Source organism: Marinococcus halophilus (assembly GCF_900166605.1).
GTDB classification, from domain to species: Bacteria; Bacillota; Bacilli; order Bacillales; family Marinococcaceae; genus Marinococcus; species Marinococcus halophilus.
Genome location: NZ_FVZD01000006.1, coordinates 153,474 through 178,900, shown reverse-complemented (window position 1 = coordinate 178,900; position 25,427 = coordinate 153,474). Strand labels below are relative to the sequence as shown.

The 25,427-nt window shown below is 46.7% G+C and carries 21 protein-coding genes; 13 read left to right on the top strand and 8 right to left on the bottom strand.

Annotation, left to right across the window (positions count from 1 at the left end):
• Positions 1–16: 16 nt before the first annotated feature.
• From gvpA to B5066_RS06980, 3 genes are read right to left on the bottom strand one after another with little or no spacing between them, the layout of a single operon-like run.
• The gene (gene gvpA, locus B5066_RS06990; RefSeq protein ID WP_022794406.1) at positions 17–286 is read right to left on the bottom strand and encodes a gas vesicle structural protein GvpA; all 270 of its coding nucleotides are present in this window, start codon (positions 284–286) and stop codon (positions 17–19) included.
• A 13-nt stretch (positions 287–299) separates the two neighbouring features.
• Positions 300–1,292 carry a hypothetical protein gene (locus B5066_RS06985; protein WP_079475230.1) on the bottom strand — a complete coding sequence of 331 codons (993 nt, stop codon included), beginning with the start codon at positions 1,290–1,292 and terminating at the stop codon, positions 300–302.
• A gap of 25 nt (positions 1,293–1,317) precedes the next feature.
• Positions 1,318–2,316: a hypothetical protein gene (locus tag B5066_RS06980; protein ID WP_079475229.1), complete on the bottom strand. Its 999-nt coding sequence runs from the start codon at positions 2,314–2,316 to the stop codon at positions 1,318–1,320.
• A 635-nt stretch (positions 2,317–2,951) separates the two neighbouring features.
• Between B5066_RS06980 and cobA the strand changes: the two genes are divergently transcribed.
• The 4 genes from cobA (at position 2,952) to B5066_RS06960 (ending at position 8,608) form a co-directional block, all read left to right on the top strand.
• Positions 2,952–4,127: a uroporphyrinogen-III C-methyltransferase gene (gene cobA / locus B5066_RS06975; RefSeq protein ID WP_079475228.1), complete on the top strand. Its 1,176-nt coding sequence runs from the start codon at positions 2,952–2,954 to the stop codon at positions 4,125–4,127.
• 51 nt (positions 4,128–4,178) lie between these two features.
• A complete protein-coding gene (nirB, locus tag B5066_RS06970; RefSeq protein ID WP_079475227.1) occupies positions 4,179–6,608 on the top strand; it encodes a nitrite reductase large subunit NirB in 2,430 nt (809 codons plus the stop codon).
• Between the two features lie 18 nt (positions 6,609–6,626).
• Positions 6,627–6,953 carry a nitrite reductase small subunit NirD gene (gene nirD / locus B5066_RS06965; RefSeq protein WP_079475226.1) on the top strand — a complete coding sequence of 109 codons (327 nt, stop codon included), beginning with the start codon at positions 6,627–6,629 and terminating at the stop codon, positions 6,951–6,953.
• Between the two features lie 113 nt (positions 6,954–7,066).
• Positions 7,067–8,608, top strand: coding sequence for an MFS transporter (locus B5066_RS06960; RefSeq protein WP_079475225.1), 1,542 nt, complete (start codon positions 7,067–7,069; stop codon positions 8,606–8,608).
• 187 nt (positions 8,609–8,795) lie between these two features.
• Here B5066_RS06960 and nasC read toward each other — a convergent pair whose 3' ends face one another.
• Both nasC and nirB (B5066_RS06950) read right to left on the bottom strand, forming a co-directional pair.
• On the bottom strand, positions 8,796–10,949 hold the full coding sequence (nasC, locus tag B5066_RS06955) for an assimilatory nitrate reductase catalytic subunit NasC (RefSeq protein WP_079475224.1): 2,154 nt from the start codon (positions 10,947–10,949) through the stop codon (positions 8,796–8,798).
• The gene (gene nirB, locus B5066_RS06950) at positions 10,942–13,305 is read right to left on the bottom strand and encodes a nitrite reductase large subunit NirB (RefSeq protein WP_179124047.1); all 2,364 of its coding nucleotides are present in this window, start codon (positions 13,303–13,305) and stop codon (positions 10,942–10,944) included. The genes nasC and nirB (B5066_RS06950) overlap by 8 nt, the downstream gene beginning before the upstream one ends.
• Before the next feature lie 238 nt (positions 13,306–13,543).
• Between nirB (B5066_RS06950) and B5066_RS06945 the strand changes: the two genes are divergently transcribed.
• The 8 genes from B5066_RS06945 (at position 13,544) to B5066_RS06910 (ending at position 20,991) form a co-directional block, all read left to right on the top strand.
• Positions 13,544–14,419 carry a Cof-type HAD-IIB family hydrolase gene (locus tag B5066_RS06945; protein ID WP_079475222.1) on the top strand — a complete coding sequence of 292 codons (876 nt, stop codon included), beginning with the start codon at positions 13,544–13,546 and terminating at the stop codon, positions 14,417–14,419.
• Between the two features lie 298 nt (positions 14,420–14,717).
• A complete protein-coding gene (cyoE, locus tag B5066_RS06940; protein WP_079475221.1) occupies positions 14,718–15,656 on the top strand; it encodes a heme o synthase in 939 nt (312 codons plus the stop codon).
• Positions 15,657–15,816: 160 nt separating this feature from the next.
• Positions 15,817–16,665 (top strand): DegV family protein, encoded by an 849-nt coding sequence (locus tag B5066_RS06935; protein ID WP_079475220.1) that lies wholly within the window; start codon positions 15,817–15,819, stop codon positions 16,663–16,665.
• Positions 16,666–16,742: 77 nt separating this feature from the next.
• A complete protein-coding gene (locus tag B5066_RS06930) occupies positions 16,743–17,576 on the top strand; it encodes an STAS domain-containing protein (protein ID WP_079475219.1) in 834 nt (277 codons plus the stop codon).
• 238 nt (positions 17,577–17,814) lie between these two features.
• Positions 17,815–18,864 (top strand): Delta(5) desaturase DesA, encoded by a 1,050-nt coding sequence (gene desA, locus B5066_RS06925; RefSeq protein ID WP_079475218.1) that lies wholly within the window; start codon positions 17,815–17,817, stop codon positions 18,862–18,864.
• An 83-nt stretch (positions 18,865–18,947) separates the two neighbouring features.
• A complete protein-coding gene (locus tag B5066_RS06920; protein WP_079475217.1) occupies positions 18,948–20,069 on the top strand; it encodes a sensor histidine kinase in 1,122 nt (373 codons plus the stop codon).
• 14 nt (positions 20,070–20,083) lie between these two features.
• Positions 20,084–20,677 (top strand): response regulator transcription factor, encoded by a 594-nt coding sequence (locus B5066_RS06915; RefSeq protein ID WP_079475216.1) that lies wholly within the window; start codon positions 20,084–20,086, stop codon positions 20,675–20,677.
• A 101-nt stretch (positions 20,678–20,778) separates the two neighbouring features.
• Positions 20,779–20,991: a DUF896 domain-containing protein gene (locus B5066_RS06910; protein ID WP_079475215.1), complete on the top strand. Its 213-nt coding sequence runs from the start codon at positions 20,779–20,781 to the stop codon at positions 20,989–20,991.
• Between the two features lie 54 nt (positions 20,992–21,045).
• Here B5066_RS06910 and B5066_RS06905 read toward each other — a convergent pair whose 3' ends face one another.
• Both B5066_RS06905 and B5066_RS06900 read right to left on the bottom strand, forming a co-directional pair.
• Positions 21,046–22,248 carry a Bcr/CflA family efflux MFS transporter gene (locus B5066_RS06905; protein WP_079475214.1) on the bottom strand — a complete coding sequence of 401 codons (1,203 nt, stop codon included), beginning with the start codon at positions 22,246–22,248 and terminating at the stop codon, positions 21,046–21,048.
• Between the two features lie 169 nt (positions 22,249–22,417).
• Positions 22,418–22,831, bottom strand: coding sequence for a DUF1516 family protein (locus B5066_RS06900; protein ID WP_143745407.1), 414 nt, complete (start codon positions 22,829–22,831; stop codon positions 22,418–22,420).
• Positions 22,832–22,968: 137 nt separating this feature from the next.
• On the opposite strand from B5066_RS06900, the gene B5066_RS06895 reads away from it, so the two are divergent.
• Positions 22,969–25,149 carry a malate synthase G gene (locus tag B5066_RS06895; protein ID WP_079475212.1) on the top strand — a complete coding sequence of 727 codons (2,181 nt, stop codon included), beginning with the start codon at positions 22,969–22,971 and terminating at the stop codon, positions 25,147–25,149.
• A 142-nt stretch (positions 25,150–25,291) separates the two neighbouring features.
• On the opposite strand, the gene B5066_RS16565 is transcribed toward B5066_RS06895, so the two are convergent.
• On the bottom strand, positions 25,292–25,426 hold the full coding sequence (locus tag B5066_RS16565) for a YhfH family protein (RefSeq protein ID WP_233133275.1): 135 nt from the start codon (positions 25,424–25,426) through the stop codon (positions 25,292–25,294).
• Position 25,427: the final 1 nt, after the last annotated feature.

Below are 25,427 nucleotides of genomic sequence, written 5' to 3'. Positions count from 1 at the left end.
ACGGGATTAGAGAAATTTAAGCAAAGTTTAACTGCCCGGCACGCTCATTAGAGTCTGCATCCTCATCGATTTCGCCCTGGACATCGTCACGGAGCAGTCCGACTGCTTCAGCGTAACGGAGCCAAGTATCAACACTTGCAATAACGATACGTGCTTCAATTGTAATCAGTTCGATTCCTACCACAGAAATACGGGCGTACAGGTCGATAACAATACCTTTGTCCAGTATACGGTCAATAACCTCTGCCAAGCTGGAAGAATCTGTGCTTTTTTCAATTGTTGCCATAATCTTTCACTCCTTAATCATAATTCTTAATATTTTCTGTTCCTTTAATGGCGCTGATACCTTTAATATCATCGTAGCTTTTCAGCTTCGATTCCTTGTAGCTCTTGATGTCAGATAAGCCTTTCAATTCGCTTATACCCTTGATATCATCAACGCCCTTAACCTCATCATAGCTTCTTAACCTGGACTCGCTGTAAGTCTTGATGTTCGACGGTCCTTTAATATCTTCCATTCCTTTTAGATCGCTCAACCCTTTTTCAGGCAGCGAGCGAAGGATTTTACCGCCCCCTTTCCCGGACTTCTTGGAGCCGCCCTGGACATTTTCCTGCAGCTGCCCTGTAGCTTCCCCCAGTTTTTCCTGGGCTTCCTGGCCTTTTTCTTTGGCCTGCTCGACAGCTTTCTGCAGTTTTTCCTGGGCTTCTTCTCCTTTTCCTTCCAATGCCTGCTTGGTTTCCTGTACTTTTTCCTGCGCATGTTCCTTTGCCAGCCGGGCGCTCTCCAGAGTATTAAAAAACTTTTTGCCCATATAGGCTGCAGCTACGGCATTGGCAGCCTTAGGATTATTCTTCACCCCTTCTGTAGCGGTTTTCACCAGCTCTTCTTTGGCATTTCCCTGAATCATATTTTTCGTTGTTTCTACGGGGTTCAAGTCAGCAATTTCTTCTACCGTGTCTTTAACAGGCTCAATGAACGTATCTTCTGTCTGCTCATCGAGGACTTCCTTCGGTTTTTTAAAGGACGCCCATTTAGCGGCTTTTTGACCGCCGCCTTTTACCTTATCCAAAAATGATTCTTCATCCGTGGAACTCTTTTTTTCCTCATTATTGGACTGTTCTTCACTGGATTGCTCACCGGATGAGTTGTCCCCGGATGACCCTCCTTTAGAATAGGAGGAAAAGTGAGTTTTCTTCCAGGCTTCGTCCGGAACGGAGAATGTTTTTCTTACCTTTGGCTTTGAACCATCAACATATTTTCCGCCTTCAGTTAATAAAATCTTTTTTGCCATAATTTGATCTCCTCAAACCGAAGCATTATTTATTTTCGTCTATTCGCTTATAGGAGGTTACCTCTAACTGATCATCCACCTGCACCTGATACGTTTCTTTTTTCGACTTTCTGCCTTCTTTATTCAACGCTTCAATTTCTACCAGCCACTGGCCTTTCTGTTTTTCCGTAGAAGTAATCCGCTGGGGCTCAGCCACATAGTTCTCAAAGAAATCGTTCACGGTATCCATTACGTCGGTCAGGCTATGGTTCATTTTGCCTCCATTTTGCTTCTCGGATTGGTAGGCATTAACTTCAGCTTCATCCACTTCTTCCGGCCGGCGCTCTATTTCCTGAGTTAACGTCGACTCTTCTGCGTTTTCCATCCCCGGCTCTGCTGAAGCTGCGCTCTGTTCAAGGCCGGTCGCATCCGTCAATCGTCGTGAAGATTTTTTAGAAACCTTTTTCGCCTTTTTTGGAGCACTATCTGCTTTCCCGGCTGACAATTCTGTCTCTTCTTTGTCTTTATTAGTAATGCTTTGAGCATTTTCTTGATCTTGTATTTTCCTGCCGGTTTTTTCTACCTTTTCACCAACAGTGTTTTTAACTCCATTTATCCTGCCTTTTGTTTCTTTTACCTTTTTGTTTCCTTTATAAACAACTTTACTCGCATCAGCTGCCTGCTTGGCCCCTTTAGCTTTTCCCGAAACAGCTTCTTTAGCCTGTTCTCCTGCTTTTTTTGTGTTATTTTCAGCACTTTTCGTCTTGTTTTCCACGGTGCCTTCCAGTTGTTTTCCCGATTCCTTTACATTGTCTTTCGCCTGCTTTGCTTTTGTGGCAGGCTTTTTAACTGTCTGTTTGAGCCGGGGAGCTTTTTTTTCTTTTTCCTGGCTCTCTGTGGACTCAACAGCATTTTCTTCGCTGGAGGAGTCTTTCGGAGAATGGAGTTTATTTTTCGTGCCTTTAGTAATTAGAGGGAGCGCACCGCCAATAAGGCTGCCGGCGGCCATCAATCCGTACGTAACTTTATCTTTAGCGTCGGTCACTGTACCTCACCTTTCTTATGTGAAAATTAATCTATACGCAAAAACCCTCACCCGGCCGGAAGCTCTCATGCTTTTCCAATAAATTGTTTTGGAAGTAAACAGTCATGAATTCGCTGGGCTGGAGAGGGCCTTTTAATGTAATCATTTAAGCAATTTCTTTTAAATTAGATTAGGGAGAGGATTGCTCCAATTACAACAATAGCTCCAATAACCATCAAAATAGTACGAATCATGACTAACACTCACTTTCTAACTCTAAATTTAATAACTACTTTAATTCGTTTTACCTTTTACCTACCGGGTTCAAACTTTTTATTGCGTTTATTTTTAAATAAAGTTCTAATTACCTATATTTCCGATTCATATTTTTAACAATCTCTTGAATTTTTCTTTCCCCACCGGTATTCAACACGTTACTGTCAGATTTACTTACAGAGGTAATGCGGTTTTCGTACTATTATTTATGAAATTTTCGCCAGCGTGCGTATGAATAAGTCCGATAGTACGAAAAAAGAAAAAAGTACGTTAAGTTTTCTTTCACATATACTGCTTTGCCCTCTAGCTTTACCTAGAATAAAAATCGTAATCAAGAAAATAACTACTCCCTGTACATATTAAAAGGAAAGAGGTGCAGCATGGGCAGCAATTATACTGGAATCGTTTCATTTGTAGGCGCCGGTCCAGGTGATCCTGAATTAATCACCGCTAAGGGGCTGCGTAAACTACAGCAGGCAGACGTAGTCATTTACGACCGCCTGGCTCACCCCGGGCTCCTGCTGCAGGCTTCTCCCGATGCAAAATTTATATACTGCGGTAAACAGCCGTGCCGGCATACGCTCCGGCAGCATGACATTCACCACGAGCTTCGGGTCCATGCCAGACACGGCAGCCGGGTCGTCCGTTTAAAAGGAGGAGATCCGGGAGTCTTTGGAAGAGTCGGAGAAGAAGCCGAGGAGCTTCAAAAGCATCAGATCCGCTTTGAAATCATCCCCGGCGTGACTTCCGGAAGCGCCGCCCCGGCTTATGCCGGTGTTCCTTTGACCCACCGGGAACATTCCCGCTCTTACACCGTGGTGACCGGCCACGGCAAACAGCAGGACGGCATGCCCGACATCCAATGGCACGGGCTTGCTGCCGGCTCCGATACGATTGTTTTTTATATGGGCGTCAAACACGCCGGGTGGATTGCAGAGCAGCTGACCCAGCACGGCCGCTCCCCCGAAGAGCCGGTGCTTATTGTGCAGTGGGGCACTTACGGTAAACAGCAATCAGCCGCCGCTTCGCTCGCCAGACTTGAAGAAACAGTTAACAAAGAACAGATTGCAAATCCTGCCATTATTGTGGTTGGCTCTGTTACAGCAATGCATGCCCGGACGCAGTGGTTTAACCCAGGCAGAAAGACCGTCCGAAACATTGCAGCCTTCACCGACGGGGCCCCGGGGCTCCAGCAATTTACGGATTATCTGCAGGATGAGCAAACCGCTATCTGTCATACGGAGCAGCCCATTGACGCTGGATGCCTTTCATCCAACGCTGAACACGCTCTTTGGCGCCTGCTTGAAGAAGAGCTTGTCGATACCATTTTTGTTCCCAATTATGCATCCTGCAAACGGCTGAAGCCGAACGTCAACCGTATGATCAGCGAACTGCACACCACCGCTTCTCCTGTTTACATTATTTTTGATAAGGAGGCTTTCCCTTCTGATGAAGAAGACGTGTTTTATATAGATCCTTCATTATCATTTGAAAAAATGACGGAACAGTTAAACAGCCTTACTTCTTTTCCTGTAAAAACTCCGGCTGGTATTTAACACGACGAAAAAAATTCAGAATTATCTAAATTATATGAGGAGGTTTCATCTATGAATAAAGAACGTCTCGTTTTAATCGGCAACGGCATGGCTGGCATGTACACCATTGAAGAAATTTTAAAGCAGGAGCCGGACCGTTTTGAAATTACAGTTTTCGGCAAGGAACCCCACCCAAACTACAACCGCATTCTTCTTTCTTCTGTCCTCCAGGGGGACAGCGAATTAAAAGATATCGTTTTGAATGATTATGACTGGTATGAAGAACATAATATCACCCTTTACACAGGCGATGAAGTCACTCGTATTGATACGAATAACAAGCAGGTGGAAAGCGCCGGCGGGATTGTATGTGCGTATGACCATCTGATTGTTGCTACCGGTTCCAACCCTTTCATGCCTCCTATTCCCGGATCTGATAAAGAAGGGGTCATTTCCTTCCGGGACATAAAAGATACTGAAACGATGATTGAAGCTTCCAAAAAGCATGAAAAAGCGGCCGTTATCGGCGGCGGCCTGTTGGGACTTGAGGCCGCCCGGGGCCTGCTGAACCTAAACATGGAAACAGAAGTGATCCATCTCCAGGATCAGTTAATGGAACGCCAGCTCGATCCTAATGCCTCCAAAATGCTGAAGCGTGAACTTGAAAACCAGGGCATGCGGTTCCATATGGAAAAGCAGACAGAGCAGATTTTCGGCCGCAAACGCGCACAGGGTCTTCATTTCAAAGACGGCGAATCGCTTTACGCCGACCTTATTGTTATCGCTGTCGGTATCCGTCCAAATATCGGCCTTGCAGAAAACTCCGGCCTGAAGACAAACCGCGCGATTATCGTGAACGACTTTCTTGAAACGAGCGCTCCCGACGTGTACGCCGTCGGCGAATGCGCAGAGCATAACGGCATCGCTTACGGACTAGTAGCTCCCTTGTATGAACAGGGAAAAATTCTGGCTGAACGGCTCGTATCCAAAGAACCCGCAGGAACCGGCTACCAGGGCTCGCTTACATCAACCAAATTAAAGGTTTCAGGCGTCGACGTGTTTTCTGCCGGTGAATTTGGCGAAGCGGACGATTTAAAATCTGTGCTCGTCCATGACGATTTTGACGGCGTTTATAAAAAAGTAAACATCCGTGATAACAAGGTGGTCGGAGCTGTTTTATTCGGAGATACCACTGACTCGCCGAAGCTTTTAAACCTTATCAATAAAAAAGAAGACATCTCCGAGGTTGGTAAAGGGATCATTCTTCCTTCTGAAAGCAACGCCCCGATGGAGAGCCCGGTGGTGGATATGGCAAACGAAGAAACAATCTGCGGGTGCAACGGTGTCTGTAAAGGAGAAATCGTTTCTGCTATTAACGAAAAGGGCCTTACCTCCGTCAACGAGGTCAAACAGCACACGAACGCTTCCCGCTCCTGCGGCGGCTGTAAACCGCTCGTTTCCGACCTGCTGAATGCCACGCTCGGCGACGGGGCTGCCGTCAATGAAGTGGAGCCACTGTGCGGGTGCACCGACCTCTCCCACGAGCAGGTTATCAAAGAGATAAAAGCCAAACAACTTTCCCATACACGGGAAGTGATGAACGTGCTGGGATGGAAGGAACCAGAAGGGTGCTCCAAATGCCGGCCGGCCCTGAACTATTATCTAAGCGTATCAAAACCGGAAGAATATGAAGATGACTATGCCTCCCGCTTTATCAATGAACGCGTGCATGCCAATATCCAAAATGACGGTACCTATTCCGTTGTACCAAGGATGTACGGGGGAGTCACTAATTCAGACCAGCTTCGAAAGATTGCCGATGTAGCAGAAAAATATGAAGTGCCTCTCCTTAAGCTGACAGGCGGCCAGCGTATTGATCTGCTCGGTGTCAACAAAGAAGACCTTCCGGCCATTTGGGGAGACCTTGACATGCCTTCCGGCCATGCCTATGGAAAATCAATACGTACCGTAAAGACATGCGTAGGTGAAGGTTTCTGCCGTTTTGGCACCCAGGATTCCATTGGAATGGGAATGACCATCGAGCGAAAATACGAGCGGCTTAACACCCCCCACAAGGTAAAAATGGCGGTCTCCGCCTGCCCGAGAAACTGTGCAGAATCCGGCATCAAAGATATTGGAATTGTCGGCCTTGAAGGTCACTGGGAAATGTATGTCGGTGGAAATGGCGGCGTGGATCTCAGGGGCGGTGAACTGCTTGGAAAAATGAACAGTGACGACGAACTGTTGGATTCTATCAGCGCTTTTCTTCAATATTACCGGGAATCCGCCCACTACCTCGAGCGCACCTCTCACTGGATCGAACGGGTCGGTCTCGATCATGTAAAAGCGGTGGTTCTTGAAGATGAAGAGGAACGGGCAAACTTAATTGAGCGCATGGAAGTGTCCCTCGAGCATAAGGGCGAAGACCCGTGGAAAGAACTTACCTATAACGAAAAGAAAAAACAGGAGCTGTTTGAACAGCGCAAAGTAGAGCTTGTTTAATATGAGGGAGGCACAAAGATGAATAATATAAATAAGCAAAAAGAAATAGCAGTAGCCACCGTTGATGAGATTGCAGTGGACATTCCTAAAGAGGTAATTATTGAAGAAACCTCGATCGCTATTTTCAAGACGAAAGACAGCACTATTTTCGCCCTGGAGAACAAGTGCCCTCATAAAGGAGGGCCCCTTTCCCAGGGGATAGTCAGCGGGGAGCACGTCTTCTGCCCTCTCCATGACTGGAAAATCAGTTTACACGACGGGCGGGCCCAGGGGGCGGACGAAGGCTGTACCGCCTCCTATGGCACAAGAGTGGAAAACAATACGGTTTATCTGCTTTTAAAATAAAGCTTTTTCTGCCGCACCGGCGAACTTCCTGAGAAATAAGTATGCGTGCGCGAACTTTCCAATGTTTTTTGAATAAACCAAAAATAATTACCCAACCTTAGGAGGTTCCCCTTTTGACTATTAAAGATCTTTTCCGCTTTAAGGATGAACGCATTAAGATTCTCCATTTCTGTTGGTTTGCGTTCTTTATCTCATTTTTTGCCTGGTATAACATGGCTCCACTTGCCACTACCATGATGGCTGACCTTGGATGGCTTACGACAGAACATATTGCCGCTCTCGGAATTATGAACGTCGCTTTGACTATTCCGGCCCGGATTATTATCGGGTCTCTCCTTGACCGCTTTGGCCCGCGGGTCGTCTTTTCCACCCTACTGATTATTATGGCTGTACCTACTTTCATTTTCGCCTTCGGAAGCACCTGGGCGCAGCTTGCCATCAGCCGGCTTGTGCTCGGGAGTATTGGCGCAAGCTTCGTAGTCGGTATCCGCATGATCGCAGAATGGTTCCCACCCAAGCACGTAGGCTTTGCTGAAGGGATTTACGGCGGCTGGGGCAATTTTGGTTCGGCAGCGGGGGCTATCGTTCTTCCATGGCTCGCCATCACCCTTATCGGCGGCGATGACAGCTGGAGATACGCCGTCGCTTTCACCGGGGTTGTCTGCTTTATTTATGGTATTGTGTTCTACTTAAACGTTCGCGATACGCCGGAGGGCCATACGCTTATCAAACCGAAGCGTTCCGGCGCCATGGAAGTGAGCTCCTGGAGAGATATGGCTCAATTGATGTTTTGGACTCTACCTATTGGTGGCGCCGTGGCTCTCAGTGCCTGGAGGGTGTTCGACATGGGCTTTATCTCTCCTTCTGTTGTGTACGGCATTTTTATAGCTGTAGGATTCGTATTGATTTACCAGATGTATATGATTGTGAAAATAAACGTTCCTATTATTAAGCAAGGTGTAGCAAAGGACGACCAGTATAATTTCAAAAACGTCGGAGCTCTGAATAGTACGTATTTTGCCAACTTCGGCGCAGAACTTGCGATTGTGTCTATGCTGCCGATGTTTTTTCAGCTCACCTTTTCCCTTACTCCGGCCACAGCCGGGCTTATTGCGGCATCATTTGCTTTTGTGAACCTGCTCGCGCGTCCACTTGGCGGGGTACTCTCTGACCGCCTCGGAAGCCGCCGGAAGGTGATGCTCGTTTATATGTCCGGCATCGTGATCGGCATGTGCGGTATGGGCATGATTAACTCCGGCTGGCCGGTAATACTGGCTGTGCTCATGACGGTACTCACTTCATTATTTGTGCAGGGAGGCGAAGGCGCCACCTTCGCAATGGTTCCAATGGTAAAAAAACGGGTCACCGGGCAGGTGGCCGGTATGACCGGAGCATACGGAAGCATCGGCGCAAGTGTATATTTAACGTTATATACGTTTGTCACCCCAAGCCAATTTTTCTTCATTTTGGCCGGAGGAGCTTTTGTAAGTTTTATCATATGCTATTTCACCCTCGAGGAACCGGAGAATTCCTTCGCTGACGACTATTATCTCTCCAAGGAGGACCAACTGCTTAAAGAAAAAGCAAAAGAAGCCGCGTTCCGTTCAAGGAAAGCCGTTTCCTACGTTAGCCAGGCTTCTGAGAAAGACCGCTGAGCCGCGGCCTTGGACCTGTTTTGACAGGCTCCGCGGGCTGCAGAGGCCATCGCCTGCCATGTCAGCCATAAACCCCGGCCAGCCCCCGTGCCTTTTACAACCAGGTCAGGGGCTGGTTTTTTTATTTTTCAAACGACCCTTCACCGCAAAAAAACACTGCCAATGCCGGCAGCGTTCATTATATCTGTTATATTTCTTGTTTTTTAGCTTCTGCCGGCTTCATGGAGACAGCTGCCAGCTTGAACCCAGGCATCTGGCAGACTGGGTCCAGGGTGCCAGCAATCAGCCGGTTTACGTTCTGTTTGCCAGCCCAGTGAAAAGGCACGAAAATGGTGTCCTTCCGGATATTTTCCGACCACTGGTTTCTAACCACAATAGATCCTTGCAGAGATTCCAAAGTAACAAGATCGTTTTCTTTAATGCCATACTTGTCTGCTGTTTCAGGATGAATTTCGACAAATGATTCAAAATAACGGGCATTTAACCTCGCGCTTTTTCCTGTCTGCACCCCTGTCAAATAATGAGACATAACCCTGCCGGTCGTTAAATACAGCGGTCTCGCTTCCGACAGCCGTTCTTTGATAATTTCTTCTTCGTGTTCTGGGGTAAAGCAGTGGGCTCTACCGTTACTGTGTACAAATGACTCGTCAAACAGGCGCTGCCTTCCTTTCTCTTCCAGGGAAGGGCATGGCCAGAAGACACCATTTTCCTGTTTAATCCGTTCATACGTGATTCCGTAATAATCAGCCGGCCCTCCCTTCGAAGCAAGACGCAGCTCTTCGAAAATTTCTTCTGCTGAGCGGTAGCTGAACCACTCTCCTTTGCCAAGACGTGAAGCTATCAGCGATAAAATCTCCCAGTCATGCTTTGCCTGGCCGGGTGCCGGGCGGCCTCCCTGTCTCCAGGTGACCCGTCCCTCCATATTTGTGAGTGTTCCTTCGTCTTCAATATAAGCAGTCGATGGGAGGACCAGATCAGCACATTCGGCTGTTTCGGATATGAATAAATCCACGACCACTAAAAAATCAAGTGCCTCAAGTCCCTCCTTCACAATAGAGGCATTCGGATTGGAAGCAATTGGATTCGAACCTACTAAAAACATTCCTTTAATTTCCCCGTTCTTTGTTTTCTGCATCATTTCGTAGGCGGACACACCTTTGCCGGGCATATCCTTCTCATTCACATTCCAAACCGCAGCCATATGCTCCCTGGCTTTTGGGTCTTCAATTGAGCGGTACCCCGGAAGCTGGTCAGATTTTTGACCGTGTTCCCGGCCTCCCTGGCCGTTTGCCTGGCCGGTAATCGCTCCGTATCCTGCACCCGGCTTGCCAATATGGCCGCAGACTAGCGCTAAATTAATAAAATGACGGACAGCCTGGTGCCCGTCAATCTGCTGCTCCACTCCCCGCGCAGTAAATATCATGCCTGTCCCCGCTTCGGCGAAGATTGTAGCCGCCTGCTCAATATCACCCCGGGGCACGTCTGCCCGTTTCGCCAGTTCCTCTACGCTGTACTGGCGCACGTAAGCTTCAAGCTCTTCCGCGCCTTCCGTACGGTTCTGCAAAAATTCTTTATTCTGCAGATTTTTATCAAAAATCACTTTTAAAAGCGCGGTCGTCAAAGACCAGTCTTCGCCGGGCTTTAGCTGCAAATGCAGGTCTGCCATTTTAGCCGTTTCTGTCACTCTTGGATCAATCACAATAATAAAGGACCCGTTCTGCTTCGCCTGTTCAAAATAAGGCATAATAGTCGGCTGGCATTCGGCAATATTAGTACCGGCGAGTATGAGGCATTTTGCGTTTGGAATCTCTTCTATGCCGTTGGTAAAACCGCGGTCAACCCCGAACGTCTTTGTCGCCGCTGAAGCAGCAGAAGACATACAGAACCGCCCGTTGTAATCGATGTATTTTGTCTGCAGCCCCACCCGGGCAAATTTACCGAGCAGATAGGCTTCTTCATTTGTAAGCGAACCGCCGCCGTATACCGATAAAGCATTTTTGCCGGAGGTCTCCTGAATTTCCTTCGTCCGCTGTTCAATAATATCCAGCGCTTCCTCCCATTCAATGGGCTTAAAACGCCCACCCACTTTTTTCATCGGGTTGGTGATCCGGTCTTCATGAATCACGTGCTGATAGGCCGAGTGGCCTTTGACACATAATCGGCCATGCGTGGTGGGGTTATCCACTCCAACGGTTTTATATTTAACGCCTCTTGTAGTAATCTGCTCCACTACTTCCTTTTTACACTGCATGCTGCAGAAAGGGCACTGAGCCTGGTGCCGGTTTTCTTCGAGCACCGCCGGCTCTATCGTTTGTCCGTAATTGGATCCGAAATCATTCATGAATTGTACTCCCTTCTGGAACCGAAAAATGATACGGCAGCGGTTTTTTCAAACAAGCACTTAACTGGTGGAGCAGCTGCTCTCTTGTCTCCGGATCGAATATTCCTTCCCGTATATGGATGATAGTCATACGTCCGCACCATCCGGCAAATGATTCCTTAAAAAAGGCGGTTTCCCGGTAATATTGAAGAAGCGCCCAAATGTACTCTTTTATCTCCATAAAAGTGGGAGTTGAAAACAGCAGCACGGGCTTTTCCTCAAAGTAAATATGGAACTCCCACTTATCTTCCATCCTTAGCAGTCCTGCATCAACATGATTGCCTTCAAGAATGGAAAAGCCCTCCAGCATGACAAAACGAAGTGTGTCAGGAAAAGGAACGGCTTCTACCGGTTCCTCGAGCTCCAGAGCGTACGGGACCATCCCAGGGTGGTGACGCTCCCGGATCTGGTCTTTAAATACACTCTGCACAGCCGTCATTTGAAAACCTGGAAAGTTGAGAAGAGGGATATCCAGGCTGTCACATACTTCCACCACGTCTTTGTCTTCCACATAGGGGAGCTGTATGCGTCCGCCCGCCGTAATGTGAAAATTGCTCAATTGGTGTTTTTCGATAACGGTATTTAGATTTTTGATTAAAGCTGGGGAAATAATTCCTGCTTTCATGATTGGCTGCAGGGTATAGGTGCCATCTGCTTCCAAAGAAATGTACGGTGAATAGGTGAATGGCATCGTTTCATTGCTGGAGAGCTCTCCTTGCTTCATCTGAATCATATAGAGATAATACGCGATGGCAGGCCGGCACATTCCGCATCCTTCCGGCGTTTTCCAATTCAATGCCTTCATCGCTTCTTCCGGCGTCGATGGTTTTACTTCCATCAGCCGGCTAATCAACGCAGGGTGGTCAAGCCCCGTGCAGTCGCACAGCGCTTCTGCTTTGTTTTCTGCCTCCACCTTCCCTTCACAGGCAAGCTTCAGCAGTCCCTCTGCCATACTGCTGCAGCCCCCGCAGGAGGTAGAAGCCCCCGTACAGGTTTTAACTTCCTGCAGTGTGGTCAGTTCTTTTTCCTGTACGGCCTGAATAATCGTGTTTTTATTTACATTATTACAGGCACATACCGTGTCAGAGCCCGGCATTTCCAGCAGAAAGCCGGACGGCTCACTGCTTGCTGACAGCAGTTGTTTTTTCTCTGAGGCGTTGATCGGTTTATCCGTCATCACCAAACTCTTTAGCAGATCGCTGTTGGACGTATTACCGTAAAGTACAGCTCCCTGCACCGTTTTATGACGAAAAACAATTTTTTTATAAAGCTCGTTTTCTTCATCGTGAAGTACCCATGACTTTGTAGCTTCATCTTCGATCAAAGACCCTACAGAAAACAATTCCACTCCAGATATTTTCAGCTTTGCCGAAGTACTTGAACCTTTGTAGTAGGCTTTATGCTCGCCGCTCAAACGCCTGGCCAGCACATCTGCCTGTTCGTTCACCGGCTGCACCAGGCCATAGGTCCGTCCGTCATGTTCGATACATTCGCCTATCGCATATATGTGCTTTTCACTCGTTTCCATTCGGTCGTTCACGATTACCCCGTGGTTCGTCTTAATACTTGACGCTTCTGCAAGCTTCAGCTGCGGACGGATGCCAATAGCAAACACCACCATATCTGCCTCCATGTGTGTCCCGTCGCCAAAACTAATCCCCGCTACCTTACGGAGCCCCAAAATGGAAGTAACGGCCTTCCCCAGCAAAAATTTCACCCCGCGCCGCTCCAGCTTTCCCTGCAGCATAGCAGCAGACTGCCGGTCAAGCTGCCGGTCCATAATATTGTCCGCCCGCTGTATTACCGTTACTTCTGCCTCGAAGCGGCTCAATCCATTCGCCGCTTCCAGTCCGAGCAGACCACCGCCAATGACCAGTATCCGGCGCTTATGCTCCGCCGCGTCTACAAGTCTCCGGCAGTCCTCCAGCGTGCGAAAAGGAAATACCCCCTCTTTTTCTACACCTTCCACCGGCGGAATCAGCGGTGATGAGCCTGTAGCAAAAACTAAGTAGTCATAGGAATGCTCCCCCCCACCTGCTGTAATAATTTTCTTTTCTTCCTTTAATACTTCCTCTACCGTTTCTCCCGGATGAAAGGAAACATTATTCTGGTGGAACCATTTATTTGTATAGGTGGTTAAGCCTTCTTCTGTTATTTCTCCATTTAAATAGGATGAAAGCTGGATCCGATTATATGGGAGCGTTTTTTCTTTACTGAAAATAGAAATATGCACCCGGGCAGACCGTTCACGCAGCTGTTCCATCAGACGGATAGCTGCAGGCCCTCCTCCAATAATGACTACATGCTGTTTTTTCATGTCAGACACCTCCCTCCCGCAGAGCGAAATATGTTTTCCGAACTCTTCACAAACTACTCTCATTCTGTCGAAAAATTACGAATTCTTCAATTACCTTGTAAGATAAGCTGTCGATGTTTTTCCTTCTTCCACGCTTCTGCTGCAGTTAAAAAAGTTGATGACTTGGAAAAAGTGTTCGATAATAGAAAGTAACAATTAAAGAGGCTAAACAGATCGAGAGCATATCGGAGGAAAAGAAATGAAACTAATTGCAACGGATATGGACGGAACCTTACTGGATCAAAACGGAGAAATCAGCAAAGACAACGCCGAAGCACTGCAGGCAGCTTCGGCACAAGGCATTGATATCGTCATCGCTACCGGGCGGACATATGAAGCCGCAAACAGGCCGTTGAAATCGGCAGGACTCTCTTACCCAATTATCAGCATGAACGGTGCGGTTACTTACAAAAACCGACAAGAAGTACAACGCTCTGCCCCAATCACAGAAAGCTCCTGTGAACGAATTTTAACTGTACACCATGCTGCCGGTTCCTACATTGAATTATTTACCAGCCAGGGCATTTTTGCCCCGTCAAGAGAAGCATATATGAATGTCGTCGTAGGGATGCTGCAGACAGCCCACCCAGAGCTGACGACAGCTGCAGCAGAACAATATGCTGCACGCAGGCTCGAGGATGAAAACTTTCAGTTCGCAGATGATTTCTTTTCAATTCTCGACTCCAAGGACCTCGAAGTGTATAAAATGCTCGCCTTCTCTTCGGAAGCTTCCGTACTCGAGCAGATGAAATATGAACTTCGGGACGATAACGAGCTGGCCCTTACTTCTTCAGGGATAGGAAATCTCGAATTAAACCACGTACGGGCTCAAAAGGGCTTCGCTCTTCAGGAGTTTGCGCTCGAGCTGGGAGTTTCCCTTGAGGATGTTATGGCCCTGGGGGACAATTTTAACGATTTAAATATGCTCCAGATGGCAGGCCGGAGCGTTGCCATGGGTAATGCTGTCTCGGAAGTCAAAGAGGTCTCCCGCTTTTCTACAAAAACAAATACCGAACACGGCGTCGCTCACGCTGTGCATGAAATGCTCCATGAATTAAAAACAAAACACAGCTGATCCCCAGCCGCCCATCATTTGGGCGGCTTTTATGACGGCAGGGCAGAGTATGAACAATTTTCTTTTTTTACATTTGCCTCCGCTGCTGAGCAGCCGGTAGGTAACACTTGCCAATATGCAGTTAATGTGAGAATATAATTTTGTTTGCTAAAAGTACGAAGTACGTATCACAGGGATGAATTTGTCATGAATCGTTCACAAACAATTGACAAGATAGCGAACTTTTTCGCCAATATCTCTAATTTTAACGATATATGTGGTACATTAGTATCGGATGAACACGGTTGGGGGGAATAAAATGAAATCGGAAAATATCGAACGAACTGTTCAACAAGGAACCCTCGCTGCCCCGAAACAGGCACTTCGTAAAGTACTGGCGGAAACGATTAAAACAGGGATTATTAAATCCAATTTAATCGTTATGTTTGCAGGGATTACCCTTGCTTTATATATTCACAATATCGCTTTTTTCGATAAAATGGGAGCGATAGTCCTTGCCACACTTGGCTCGGGTCTCGTTATCGGTGCTGCCGGCACGTTTAACAACTTGTACGACCGCGACATTGATAAAATTATGGACCGGACGAAAAACCGCCCTACGGCAACTGGCCGGATGCAGCTGAAAAATGCACTTATACTGGGAAGTGTTATGACACTTACGGGGTTAGGATTTTTATATGCAGCTTCACCGCTCGCAGCTTTTTTTGGTTTTATTGGATTATTCTTTTATGTTGTCCCTTATACGATGTGGAGCAAGCGACGCACGATTTATAATACAGAGATCGGAAGTATTTCCGGAGCAGTGCCGCCTCTTATCGGCTGGGCTGCTATATCCAATGATTTTTTCCATCCGGCAGCTCTCGGGCTTTTCGTTATTATGGTTTTATGGCAAATGCCGCACTTCTATGCTATCGCTATACGCAGGCATGATGAATATAAAGCAGCAAGCATTCCAATGCTTCCGGTAGTTAAAGGGAACCGCAGAACCTATATACAGACAAACGTCTACCTTGTATTGTTAACCCTCTCGAGTTTTCTTTTTCTCCCCGTCAGCAGCTTTATCGTCGGTGTTTCCTTCGTATTAAGCGCAGCCTGGCTTGCAGCAAGCTTTATATGCTACCGGCGGATGGACAGCAAAAAATGGGCCACTACAATGTTCATCTTTTCGCTGAATCACATGACGGTTTTATTCACCGTCGTAATTGGCTTTTCTCTATTCGCCCTGCTTTTTAACTAAAACATGTCCCGGCACCTGTATGGGCCCGGACATGTTTTTCTTTGCCGTTATTTTTACACGGGCACTGGGATTCATTCGAATTCCTGCCCATAATTCTGTATAATGCTTCAAAGAATAGTGAGAACGCTATCAAATCAACATGGATAAAAAGAGGTGAAGAATGACACAACGCATAGCCCTTATCACAGACAGCACCAGCTCTATCGATGCAGAAACAGCCGCGAGGTACAATATACATATCGTTTCTTTATCCGTAGTTTTTGATAATGAAAGCTACAAGGAAAATATTGAAATTACAACGGATGAATTTTACAGGCGCCTTCCACATGAAGAAGTTTTCCCAACGACCAGCCAGCCGTCTGTCGGCAGCTTTGCCGAGCTGTTTGAACAGTTAAAGAGTTCTTACGATGCAGGAATCGCTGTACATATTAGCAGCCATTTGAGCGGCACTCTTCAAACAGCGGAACTTGCAGCTGAGATGGCCGGCTTCCCGCTTTTCACGGTAGATTCAAAAATGGGGGCTGGGAGCATTCGCCCCCTGCTGGTGAGGGGAGCCCAATTGGCAGACGAAGGCAGCACGCCAGGGGAAATACAGGAACAGTTAAAAGAGATGGCGAGCCATGCCAGGGGTTACTTACTGCTTGGAAGTCTCGAACAGGCCCATAAAGGAGGCAGAATCTCCCGGGGGAAACTGATTCTTGGTACTCTTTTAAAAATCCATCCTCTTCTCACCTTCGATGGAGGACAGATTATCCCCTTTGAAAAAATTCGCACCCGAAAACGAGCGGAGAGCAGGCTTCTACAGATTGCTGAGGATGCCATAACCTCCTTCCGTGTCGAAAATATGAGCATTATTTATACTACAACGAAAGAAAAAGCCGAAGTATGGAAAGAAAAGATTCAGGAACTGTCCCCCGGCCTCTCGATTCACCTCTGCCCTCTCAGCCCGGTGATCGGTGTTCATGGCGGAGCCGAAACGATGGGAATTATGTGGTATGAATACGGATAGATAACTTGTGACTTTCCCCTCAAAGCTCTATAATTAGACTGTTCGGCACCATACTTTTATTTTGGAGGACAACGCCCGTGCAATTTAACCAGGAAAAAGCTGACGACTCCTTATACGATTACTTGATCGAACATATAGATACCATGCGTGACTCATCATCCGGGAGTTCTTCTGACAATATTTCCGGGGAATATACAAACCAAAAGCTCGAAGAAATGAAAAAAGTTTTTGCCCAGGAACTTATTCATGTGTTCCGGGAGGAAGAAACCCAGTTTTATGAACATTTTGAAGAAAAAATAGGTGCTATTGTTGAAGAAAATAAAGAAATGTGGCAGCCGATGCTGACTATTCAGGAAGAATTCACCTATTACCGTAACGCTATTTTAGAGCAGATCCGCCTGTTTGTGCATCAATACGAGGAATCAATTCCAATCGATCATGTGCTCAACTGGCAGCGCAAAGCCCTGCAGGCTTTCGACTATGCCGGACGGGCGTTCATGAAAGAAGCCATTTATCATATGAACGAACAGATGCAGCTGAAAGAAGCGATGATCTTAGAACTTTCCTCTCCGATCATCTTAATTCAAAAGAAAACCGGACTTCTTCCGCTTATCGGCCACATTGATGAACAACGGGGGCAGGTTATTGTAGAGCATACGTTAAAGCAATGTACAGAAAGCGAATTAACGCGCCTGTATATTGACCTTTCAGGCGTTCGCGATATTACTACCTTCGTCGCGCAGCGCATCATGCAGCTCGCCACTGCCTTAAAGCTGGTCGGTGTAAAAACTACGCTGTGCGGTATGCGGCCGGAAATGGCCCAAACCGCTGTCCAGCTTGGTATCAGCTTTAAAGATATTGATATTGTTTCTGAACTGACTCACGCCCTTCGTTCAAACTACGCTTTATAAAAATGCAAAGCCTCTGAACCACTGTATGTTCAGAGGCTTTGGTCTGCCCAGGATGCATTCGCCGTGAGGCTTTACTTTGCCCGCTCATTTTTGAACATATTTTATTTCCTTCCACATATTTCAACTCGCATATGACACTTGTCATTTTTTCCTCCTGACGTCTATGACTTACAGACAAAGCCTAATTTTTATATCCTATTAATAGATACATAACCCATACAGCAGGGAGCAATCAATCATGAGCAGACAAGAACAAATACAATTAAAAAAGAGCGCTGCGCCGTATGCACGTTCTGACCATAAAGCCAGTATTATACAGTTATGCAACTCTATCCTTCCTTTATTGGCCCTTTGGGTGCTTGCGTACGCAGCGTATTCCATATCTCCACTGATAACTGTTGCTCTTGCAATCATCGCCGGAGGCTTTATCGTCCGTACCTTTATCATCTTTCATGATTGTACGCATGGTTCATTTTTCAAAAGCAGTAAAGCGAATGACCGTATCGGCACGTTAACCGGCATCATTACCCACTTCACCTATGCTAAATGGAAAAGAAGCCACATGATCCATCACTCCACGAGCGGCAATCTCGACAAACGGGGCACCGGAGACGTTTGGGTAATGACTGTTGATGAATACCAAAATGCCAGCAGGTGGCTCCGACTCAGCTATCGTTTATACCGCAACCCGTTCGTGCTTTTCTTTTTAGGCCCATTTTACTTATTTCTTATTGAAAATCGCTTCAATCGTAAAAATGCAAAACGAAAAGAACGGCTGAACACGTATTTTACGAACATTTCCCTTGTCGTGATTTACACTTTGCTGATCTGGCTTGTTGGCTGGGCTGCCTTTTTCGCTATTCAAATCCCAATGCTGTTCACCGCAGGATTTCTCGGCATTTGGCTTTTTTATGTTCAGCACCAGTTCGAAGATTCCTACTTTGAAAACGAAGACAAATGGGACTTTGTAAAGGCTGCAGTAGATGGAAGCTCTTACTACCAGCTGCCGAAAGTCCTGCAGTGGATCACCGGCAACATTGGCTATCATCACGTCCATCACCTCAGCCCGAGAGTGCCAAACTATAATTTAGCAAAAACCCACGAAAATATTGAACCGTTGCAGCAGGCGACCACCATCACTTTATGGACAAGCCTGACCTCCATTCGCTTCCGCCTGTATGATGAAACAAACAAAACATTTGTGAGCTTCAAAGAAGCAAATATTCGCAGCAAAAGACAAGCAAAGGATGCGTTAGCTTCCCCTGTGCCGTCGGATAAAAAATCTTAAACACAAACCCTTCTCTATAACGGAGAGGGGTTTGCTATACTTTTATAAAGAAATGCTACGTCTCATGAAAAAGGAGCCCGTTTATGCATCACTGGTTCGACATATTTCCAAAAAGCACGGGCCTCAGCTTATACGCATGGATCATTTTCTGTTTGCTGCCGTTTTATTTTATTATCCGCTCTGCCACCTACTTTGAAATCATACTCGGCGTATGTATGATTCTGCTATTCTTTACCACCTATCGGTTATCCTTCATTAAAAAAGGCTGGACGGTTTATTTATCTGTGAGCATTGAAATGATCATCAGCATCGGCATGACCCTTTATTTTGGTTATGTTTATTTTTCCCTGTTTTTAGCCTTCTTTATTGGAAACATCCAGCATAAAGCCGGCTTTATTACCCTGTACATTCTACACCTTATTACTACTCTGGCCGCGGTTATTACCGGCTTTTACGTTCAAAATGAGTTGTTTATGATGCAGCTTCCTTTTATTGCTATCAGCGTTATCGGAGTTATTCTTCTTCCTTTCAACATATACAACCGAAACAAACGCGAAAAGCTTGAAACTGAGCTCCAGGAAGCGAACCAACGTATCTCCCAGCTTGTCGTTCTTGAAGAACGTCAGCGTATTGCCAGGGACCTTCACGACACTCTTGGACAAAAGCTTTCGTTGATTGGTTTAAAAAGTGAACTCGCCGGAAAATTAATCGATACGAAACCTGAACGAACCCAGGCAGAATTAATAGACATTCATCAGACCGCCCGCACCGCATTAAAAGAAGTTCGGGAGCTTGTATCAAATATGAAAGGCGCGAAGTTGAGCGACGAGCTTTTGCGTGTGGAGGAAATTCTCCAGGCCGCAGGCATTAATCTTCATGTAAAGGGCAGCGCCGCCTTTAACGAAGCGCCGCCTCTCATTGAAAACGTGCTCAGCATGTGTTTAAAGGAAGCCGTGACCAATGTGGTAAAACACAGTGAAGCAGTAAACTGTTATATTACGATCGAGCAATCAACAACCAGCCTTTCCCTTACAGTCGAAGACGACGGCAAGGGCATCTCTTCAGACCAGAAATCCTGGTCCGAAAGCGGGCTCCAGGGCATTAAAGAGCGCCTCAGTTTCATCAACGGCCAGTTGAGCTGCTATTCTTCCAGAGGAACAAAGCTTGCTATTCAAGTACCCCTGGTGGTGCAGCAAATTAAATAAAGGAGCCGTCAGCCATGATAAGAATTGTAATTGTGGAGGACCAGCAGATGCTTTTAGGAGCGCTTGGTTCTTTACTGGATTTAGAGGAAGATATGGAAGTCGTCGGCAAAGCGGAAAATGGACAGGAGGCTTTGGCTCTCATTGAAGAGGAACAGCCCGATATATGCATTATGGATATTGAAATGCCTGTAAAAAGCGGACTGGAGGCAGCTGAAGAACTAAAGGACAGTAGCTGCAAGATTATTATTCTCACCACCTTCGCCCGCAGCGGCTATTTCGAACGGGCCCGAAAAGCAGGGATCAGCGGCTACCTTCTGAAGGATAGCCCAAGCGAAGAACTGGCTCAATCCATCCGTATTATTATGAGCGGCAGAAAGGTTTATTCCCCTGACTTAGTGGACCTGGTCTACGATACAGCCGCCACGCTTACTAAACGTGAAGAAGAAGTACTTACGCTAATCGCCGAAGGAAAAAGCACTACAGCCATAGCCCGGCAGCTATCTCTTACCAACGGTACTGTGAGAAACTATATTTCTGTTATATTTGATAAGCTTGAAGTAAGCAATCGTGTGGAAGCCGTCACCAAATTTCAGGAATTGAAGCATTAAGAATCCCGCCTGTTGCCCCTGGGTTGCATATGCAGCAGGCTTCTGCTATACTATTTTTATACCATATACATGTATGGGTATAAAACGAAAGGGGAATTCACATGATCGCAACGCTTCCTCGCATTAACGAACTGGCGCGAAAAAAAGTAAACCAGGGACTTACTGCACGTGAACAGCAGGAGCAAAAACTGCTTCGTGAAGAGTACCTTCAAATGATCCGCGGATCGATGGAAGCAACTCTTCTCACCACTACCGTCCAGGATCCCGAAGGTAACGATGTAACACCGGAAAAATTAAAAAATGTTCAATCCTAAAATGCCATGATATAAAAAGCCGGTACGCTTCCAACACAGCGTACCGGTTTTGTTTTATCCTTTTTGCGGACGTTCACTGAGCGTACTGAAAGCCGTCAGTCCAAATACGGTCGTAATAAACATAATAGCTCCCATTGGCACAGCTGTTGTTTCATCAATACCCGCTAGCGGCGAAACAATGGAACCGATTAAAAGCGGCAGCATGCCGAGGAGGGCACTTGCACTTCCTGCCCGGTGACCCTGCTTGGCGATCGCCAGCGTAAATGAACTTGTCAGCACCATCCCCATCGCTGTCATATAAATGAATATAGGTATAACCAGAAGGGCAAGCGGGCCTTCAATGATTGTCATTGCCAACAGAAAAGAACTCGCACTGACAGCTGTGATCACCGCTGTGCGAAGCAGTTTGCGTTCAGCAATAATACCAGCCAGACGGCCGATTAAAAAACTTCCGGTAATAATCGCCAGGCCGTTAATGCCGAAAAGCACACTGAACACCTGGGCAGAGACACCGTAAATCTCCTGATACACAAACGGTGTGCCGGAAACGTAGGCGAAGCTGCCCCCATGTACGAAGCCAAGCGTTAATGCGTAGCCGATAAAAGATCGATCCTTCCACAAATCGCCAATGGTGCGGATCGTGTATTTAAGTGAGCTCGGCGTTCTTTTTTCTTCCGGAAGGGTCTCTTCAAGCCGAAAACCAATTGTAATTACGATGGCAAGCCCGACGACCGCGAGGAAAAGGAAAATCGTCGACCACTCTGAAAATGGGAGGAGTAAAATAGCGCCCCCAATCATCGGGGCTGCCATAGGGGCGATAGCGTTAATGACCATCAATAATGAAAAGAACTGAGTCAGTTCCTTTCCACTGAAAATATCTCTTACCACTGCCCTTGAAACAACAATCCCGGCAGAAGCGGTTAGGCCCTGCAGCAGTCTCGCAGCAATCAATATGTATATATTTGGGGCAATCGCACAGACAAACGAAGCGGCCGCAAATAGCGTGATAGAAACTAAAAGCGGCTTTCTTCTTCCCTTTGCATCACTAATTGGCCCAACAATTACCTGACCGACGGCAAGACCTACAAGACAGGCGGTCAAACTAAGCTGCACCATTGAAGCGCGGGCATTCAAATCTGCCGCTATTCCCGGGAAGCTTGGCAGATACATGTCAATATTAAGCGGTCCTAGTATCGCAAGCATACTAAGCATCAACGCCAGGCCGATCCGCTCTTTTCCTTTGGGGTTTTGAATCATAATAGAAGGAACACCTTTCTGCTTGAAGTAGAAAATATCCATTCAAATGCTATTTCAAAATTTTTGCATATGTTAGTTATTTTATCCTGTTTTCTGCCCGATGTATACTCGTTTCGCTTCAGGCTTCTATCTCCATTTCGCATCTCTACAGGTGTTTCTAATTTTATTCCTAAACAGATATTCCTAAAGGAAAAACCAGCCCTAGCATAAGTGTAAACACGATCATAAAATACGTAAGAAAAGCGAACTTCGGGCGACGCTCATGACCGATTATATGATTGAGATGAATTTCCATAAAAATAAGAGTCAGCAGGCCAGTGGCAGCCTTTAAAAATATAGCAGGAAAATCCGGAGTCAGGCCTATTAATAACCCACCGGAAATCAATCCCGGCAAGTAAGCGCCCCGCAGGGCGTAATGTATTCCAGAAGCAGGTTTTTTTCTTCCCTTCTTATAAAAAATATTTGCAGAAACGAACAATATCAGCAGGATGACCACCATTGAAAGATGTGCCGTCACAAGGAATTGTACTATTTGCGGAGTCATTGTATTTCCCTTTCTATTCTTTAGTTCTAACGCTTCCACTATACTAAAGAAAATTTCCTTTGACGAACCTTCACAATTTTATATAACAGTATTGATATTTATATAACTGTTATAATACAATAAGGTTATACCGTGGGAGCATTTTTTCTGCTCTCTTACTCTAAAGGAGGAATAGCATGGTTACGTATCGATCTGCAAGCAGGCTTTTTGTTCACCCTTCTTTATACCAATTTATCAATGAAGAAGCACTACCCGGCTCTGGTCTGGAGGAAAAACAATTTTGGGAAGACTTCAGCCAGCTTATTCACGATTTAACTCCGGAAAACGAGGCTCTTCTTCACACGAGAGATAACCTGCAGAATCAGATTCACGAATGGCATCAGGCTCACCCCCGCTGGGAGCCGGAACAGTACCGGACTTTTCTTGAAAGCATTGGCTATCTTGAGCCTGAACCGGAGGATTTTCAAATTGCGACTAAGAATATAGACAAAGAGATTTCCGTGCAGGCCGGCCCGCAGCTTGTGGTTCCTATCAGCAATGAACGATTCGCCATTAATGCTGCTAACGCCCGCTGGGGAAGCCTTTATGACGCTTTGTATGGAAGCGACATCATTAATGAAGAAAACGGAGCTCAGCAGCAGAAAGCCTACAATCCTGTACGCGGAGAAAAGGTCGTTGCTTACGCTAAACAATTTTTGGACGAATATTTCCCTCTGCGCCACCGCTCTCATAAGGAAGCTTCCAGTTACTCCATCGAAGGCGGACATCTTGAAGTCTCTTTTCAAGATGGCAGTAAAGACAAGCTTCAGCACCCTGAGCAGTTCGCAGGTTACCAGGGCGCAAGCGCTCAGCCGGTAGCTGTCCTTCTCAAGCATCACCGTTTGCACATCGAGATCCAAATTGACTATGGGCACCCCATCGGCAAAACTGATCCGGCAGGAGTAAAAGATGTTGTCGCCGAATCAGCGCTTACGACCATTATGGACTGTGAAGATTCTGTAGCCGCTGTGGACGCAGAAGATAAGACAATGGTGTACCGCAATTGGCTGGGCCTCATCAAGGGAGATATTAATGCCTGGTTTCAAAAGGGCGATAAAACGATGACACGTGTCATGAACCCCGACCGCAGCTTTACTTCTCCTAAAGGGGAAGAATTTGTCCTCTCAGGCCGTTCTCTAATGCTAAACCGAAATGTCGGCCATTTGATGAGCACCGATGCTGTATTAAATGAAAATGAAAAGGAAATTCCAGAGGGCATCATGGACGGCGTCATTACGAGCCTTATTGCCAAACACGACCTGCTTGGCAACGGGAAATACAAAAACTCCCGCCGCGGCTCTATCTATATTGTAAAACCAAAAATGCACGGTTCTAAAGAAGCCGCCTTTGCAAACAAACTGTTTGACCGGATTGAAGACATGCTGGACTTAGAACGTCACACCTTAAAAATAGGCGTCATGGATGAGGAACGAAGAACCACAGTTAACCTAAAAGCCTGCATCAAGGAAGTAAAAGACCGGGTCATGTTCATCAATACGGGCTTTCTGGACCGGACCGGAGATGAAATTCACACCTCTATGGAAGCAGGCCCGATGATCCGCAAAGGGGAAATGAAAGCCTCTGCCTGGCTCGGAAGCTACGAGAAATCAAACGTCCAGACCGGCCTTACTGCCGGCTTCGAACAGCGTGCCCAGATCGGTAAAGGCATGTGGGCGATGCCCGAACAGCTGGCCGCTATGATGGATCAGAAGGACGGACAGTTAAAAGCCGGAGCTTCCACCGCCTGGGTCCCGTCACCGACTGCTGCTGCCCTCCATGCTCTTCATTACCACAAGGTAAACGTGCTGGAGGTTCAAAAAGATTTAAAACAGGTGTCTGAGTCACACCTTGCTTCTATTTTAACTATACCTGTGGCTGCTAAAGAAGACTGGTCCCCGGCTGAAATCCAGGAAGAACTCGATAACAATGCCCAGGGCATCCTTGGATACGTCGTACGCTGGGTCGAGCTTGGTATCGGCTGCTCAAAAGTGCCGGACATCAATAATGTAGCTCTTATGGAAGACCGGGCCACCCTCCGTATCTCAAGCCAGCATATCGCTAACTGGATTCACCACCATGTATGCTCCAAACAGCAGGTCATGGATACCTTCAAGCGCATGGGAACTGTCGTGGATGAACAAAACGCCCACGATCCTGAATACCGTCCGATGAGCCCAGACTTTGAACAATCGACTGCCTTTCAAGCCGCCTGCGATTTAGTTTTTCAGGGGTACCATCAGCCTAATGGCTACACCGAGCCCATCCTGCACCAACGCCGCAGGGAAGCTAAAAGCCGCTTAAAGGCAGAAATCAAATAGTATTGCCCCCTGCCCGGGGGCTTGCCATAACACGGCAAGCCTCCGGATATTTTATGGCTGGACTGAGAGCTTTCTTATAGAAACATAGACAGTAAAAAAGCCGGCATTCTGCTGTTTCGCAGGATGCCGGCTTTAATAATTTTTATTCTTCCGTTTTGCTTAAGCAATGATCACATTGAATCATCGGCGTTTCCTGGTGCTCTGTGATTTCGCCTCCGCAGTCGCTGCAAATCATTGTCGGCATTTCGCTTTGATACTCCATCATTGTCTCCCTCACC

Excerpts from the sequence above, each read along its gene's own strand:
- gvpA (WP_022794406.1), bottom strand. The coding sequence starts at position 286 with ATGGCAACAATTGAAAAAAGCACAGATTCTTCCAGCTTGGCAGAGGTT.
- B5066_RS06985 (WP_079475230.1), bottom strand. The coding sequence starts at position 1,292 with ATGGCAAAAAAGATTTTATTAACTGAAGGCGGAAAATATGTTGATGGT.
- cobA (WP_079475228.1), top strand. The coding sequence starts at position 2,952 with ATGGGCAGCAATTATACTGGAATCGTTTCATTTGTAGGCGCCGGTCCA.
- nirB (WP_079475227.1), top strand. The coding sequence starts at position 4,179 with ATGAATAAAGAACGTCTCGTTTTAATCGGCAACGGCATGGCTGGCATG.
- nirD (WP_079475226.1), top strand. The coding sequence starts at position 6,627 with ATGAATAATATAAATAAGCAAAAAGAAATAGCAGTAGCCACCGTTGAT.
- nasC (WP_079475224.1), bottom strand. The coding sequence starts at position 10,949 with ATGAATGATTTCGGATCCAATTACGGACAAACGATAGAGCCGGCGGTG.
- nirB (WP_179124047.1), bottom strand. The coding sequence starts at position 13,305 with ATGAAAAAACAGCATGTAGTCATTATTGGAGGAGGGCCTGCAGCTATC.
- B5066_RS06945 (WP_079475222.1), top strand. The coding sequence starts at position 13,544 with ATGAAACTAATTGCAACGGATATGGACGGAACCTTACTGGATCAAAAC.
- cyoE (WP_079475221.1), top strand. The coding sequence starts at position 14,718 with ATGAAATCGGAAAATATCGAACGAACTGTTCAACAAGGAACCCTCGCT.
- B5066_RS06935 (WP_079475220.1), top strand. The coding sequence starts at position 15,817 with ATGACACAACGCATAGCCCTTATCACAGACAGCACCAGCTCTATCGAT.
- desA (WP_079475218.1), top strand. The coding sequence starts at position 17,815 with ATGAGCAGACAAGAACAAATACAATTAAAAAAGAGCGCTGCGCCGTAT.
- B5066_RS06920 (WP_079475217.1), top strand. The coding sequence starts at position 18,948 with ATGCATCACTGGTTCGACATATTTCCAAAAAGCACGGGCCTCAGCTTA.
- B5066_RS06915 (WP_079475216.1), top strand. The coding sequence starts at position 20,084 with ATGATAAGAATTGTAATTGTGGAGGACCAGCAGATGCTTTTAGGAGCG.
- B5066_RS06910 (WP_079475215.1), top strand. The coding sequence starts at position 20,779 with ATGATCGCAACGCTTCCTCGCATTAACGAACTGGCGCGAAAAAAAGTA.
- B5066_RS06905 (WP_079475214.1), bottom strand. The coding sequence starts at position 22,248 with ATGATTCAAAACCCCAAAGGAAAAGAGCGGATCGGCCTGGCGTTGATG.
- B5066_RS06895 (WP_079475212.1), top strand. The coding sequence starts at position 22,969 with ATGGTTACGTATCGATCTGCAAGCAGGCTTTTTGTTCACCCTTCTTTA.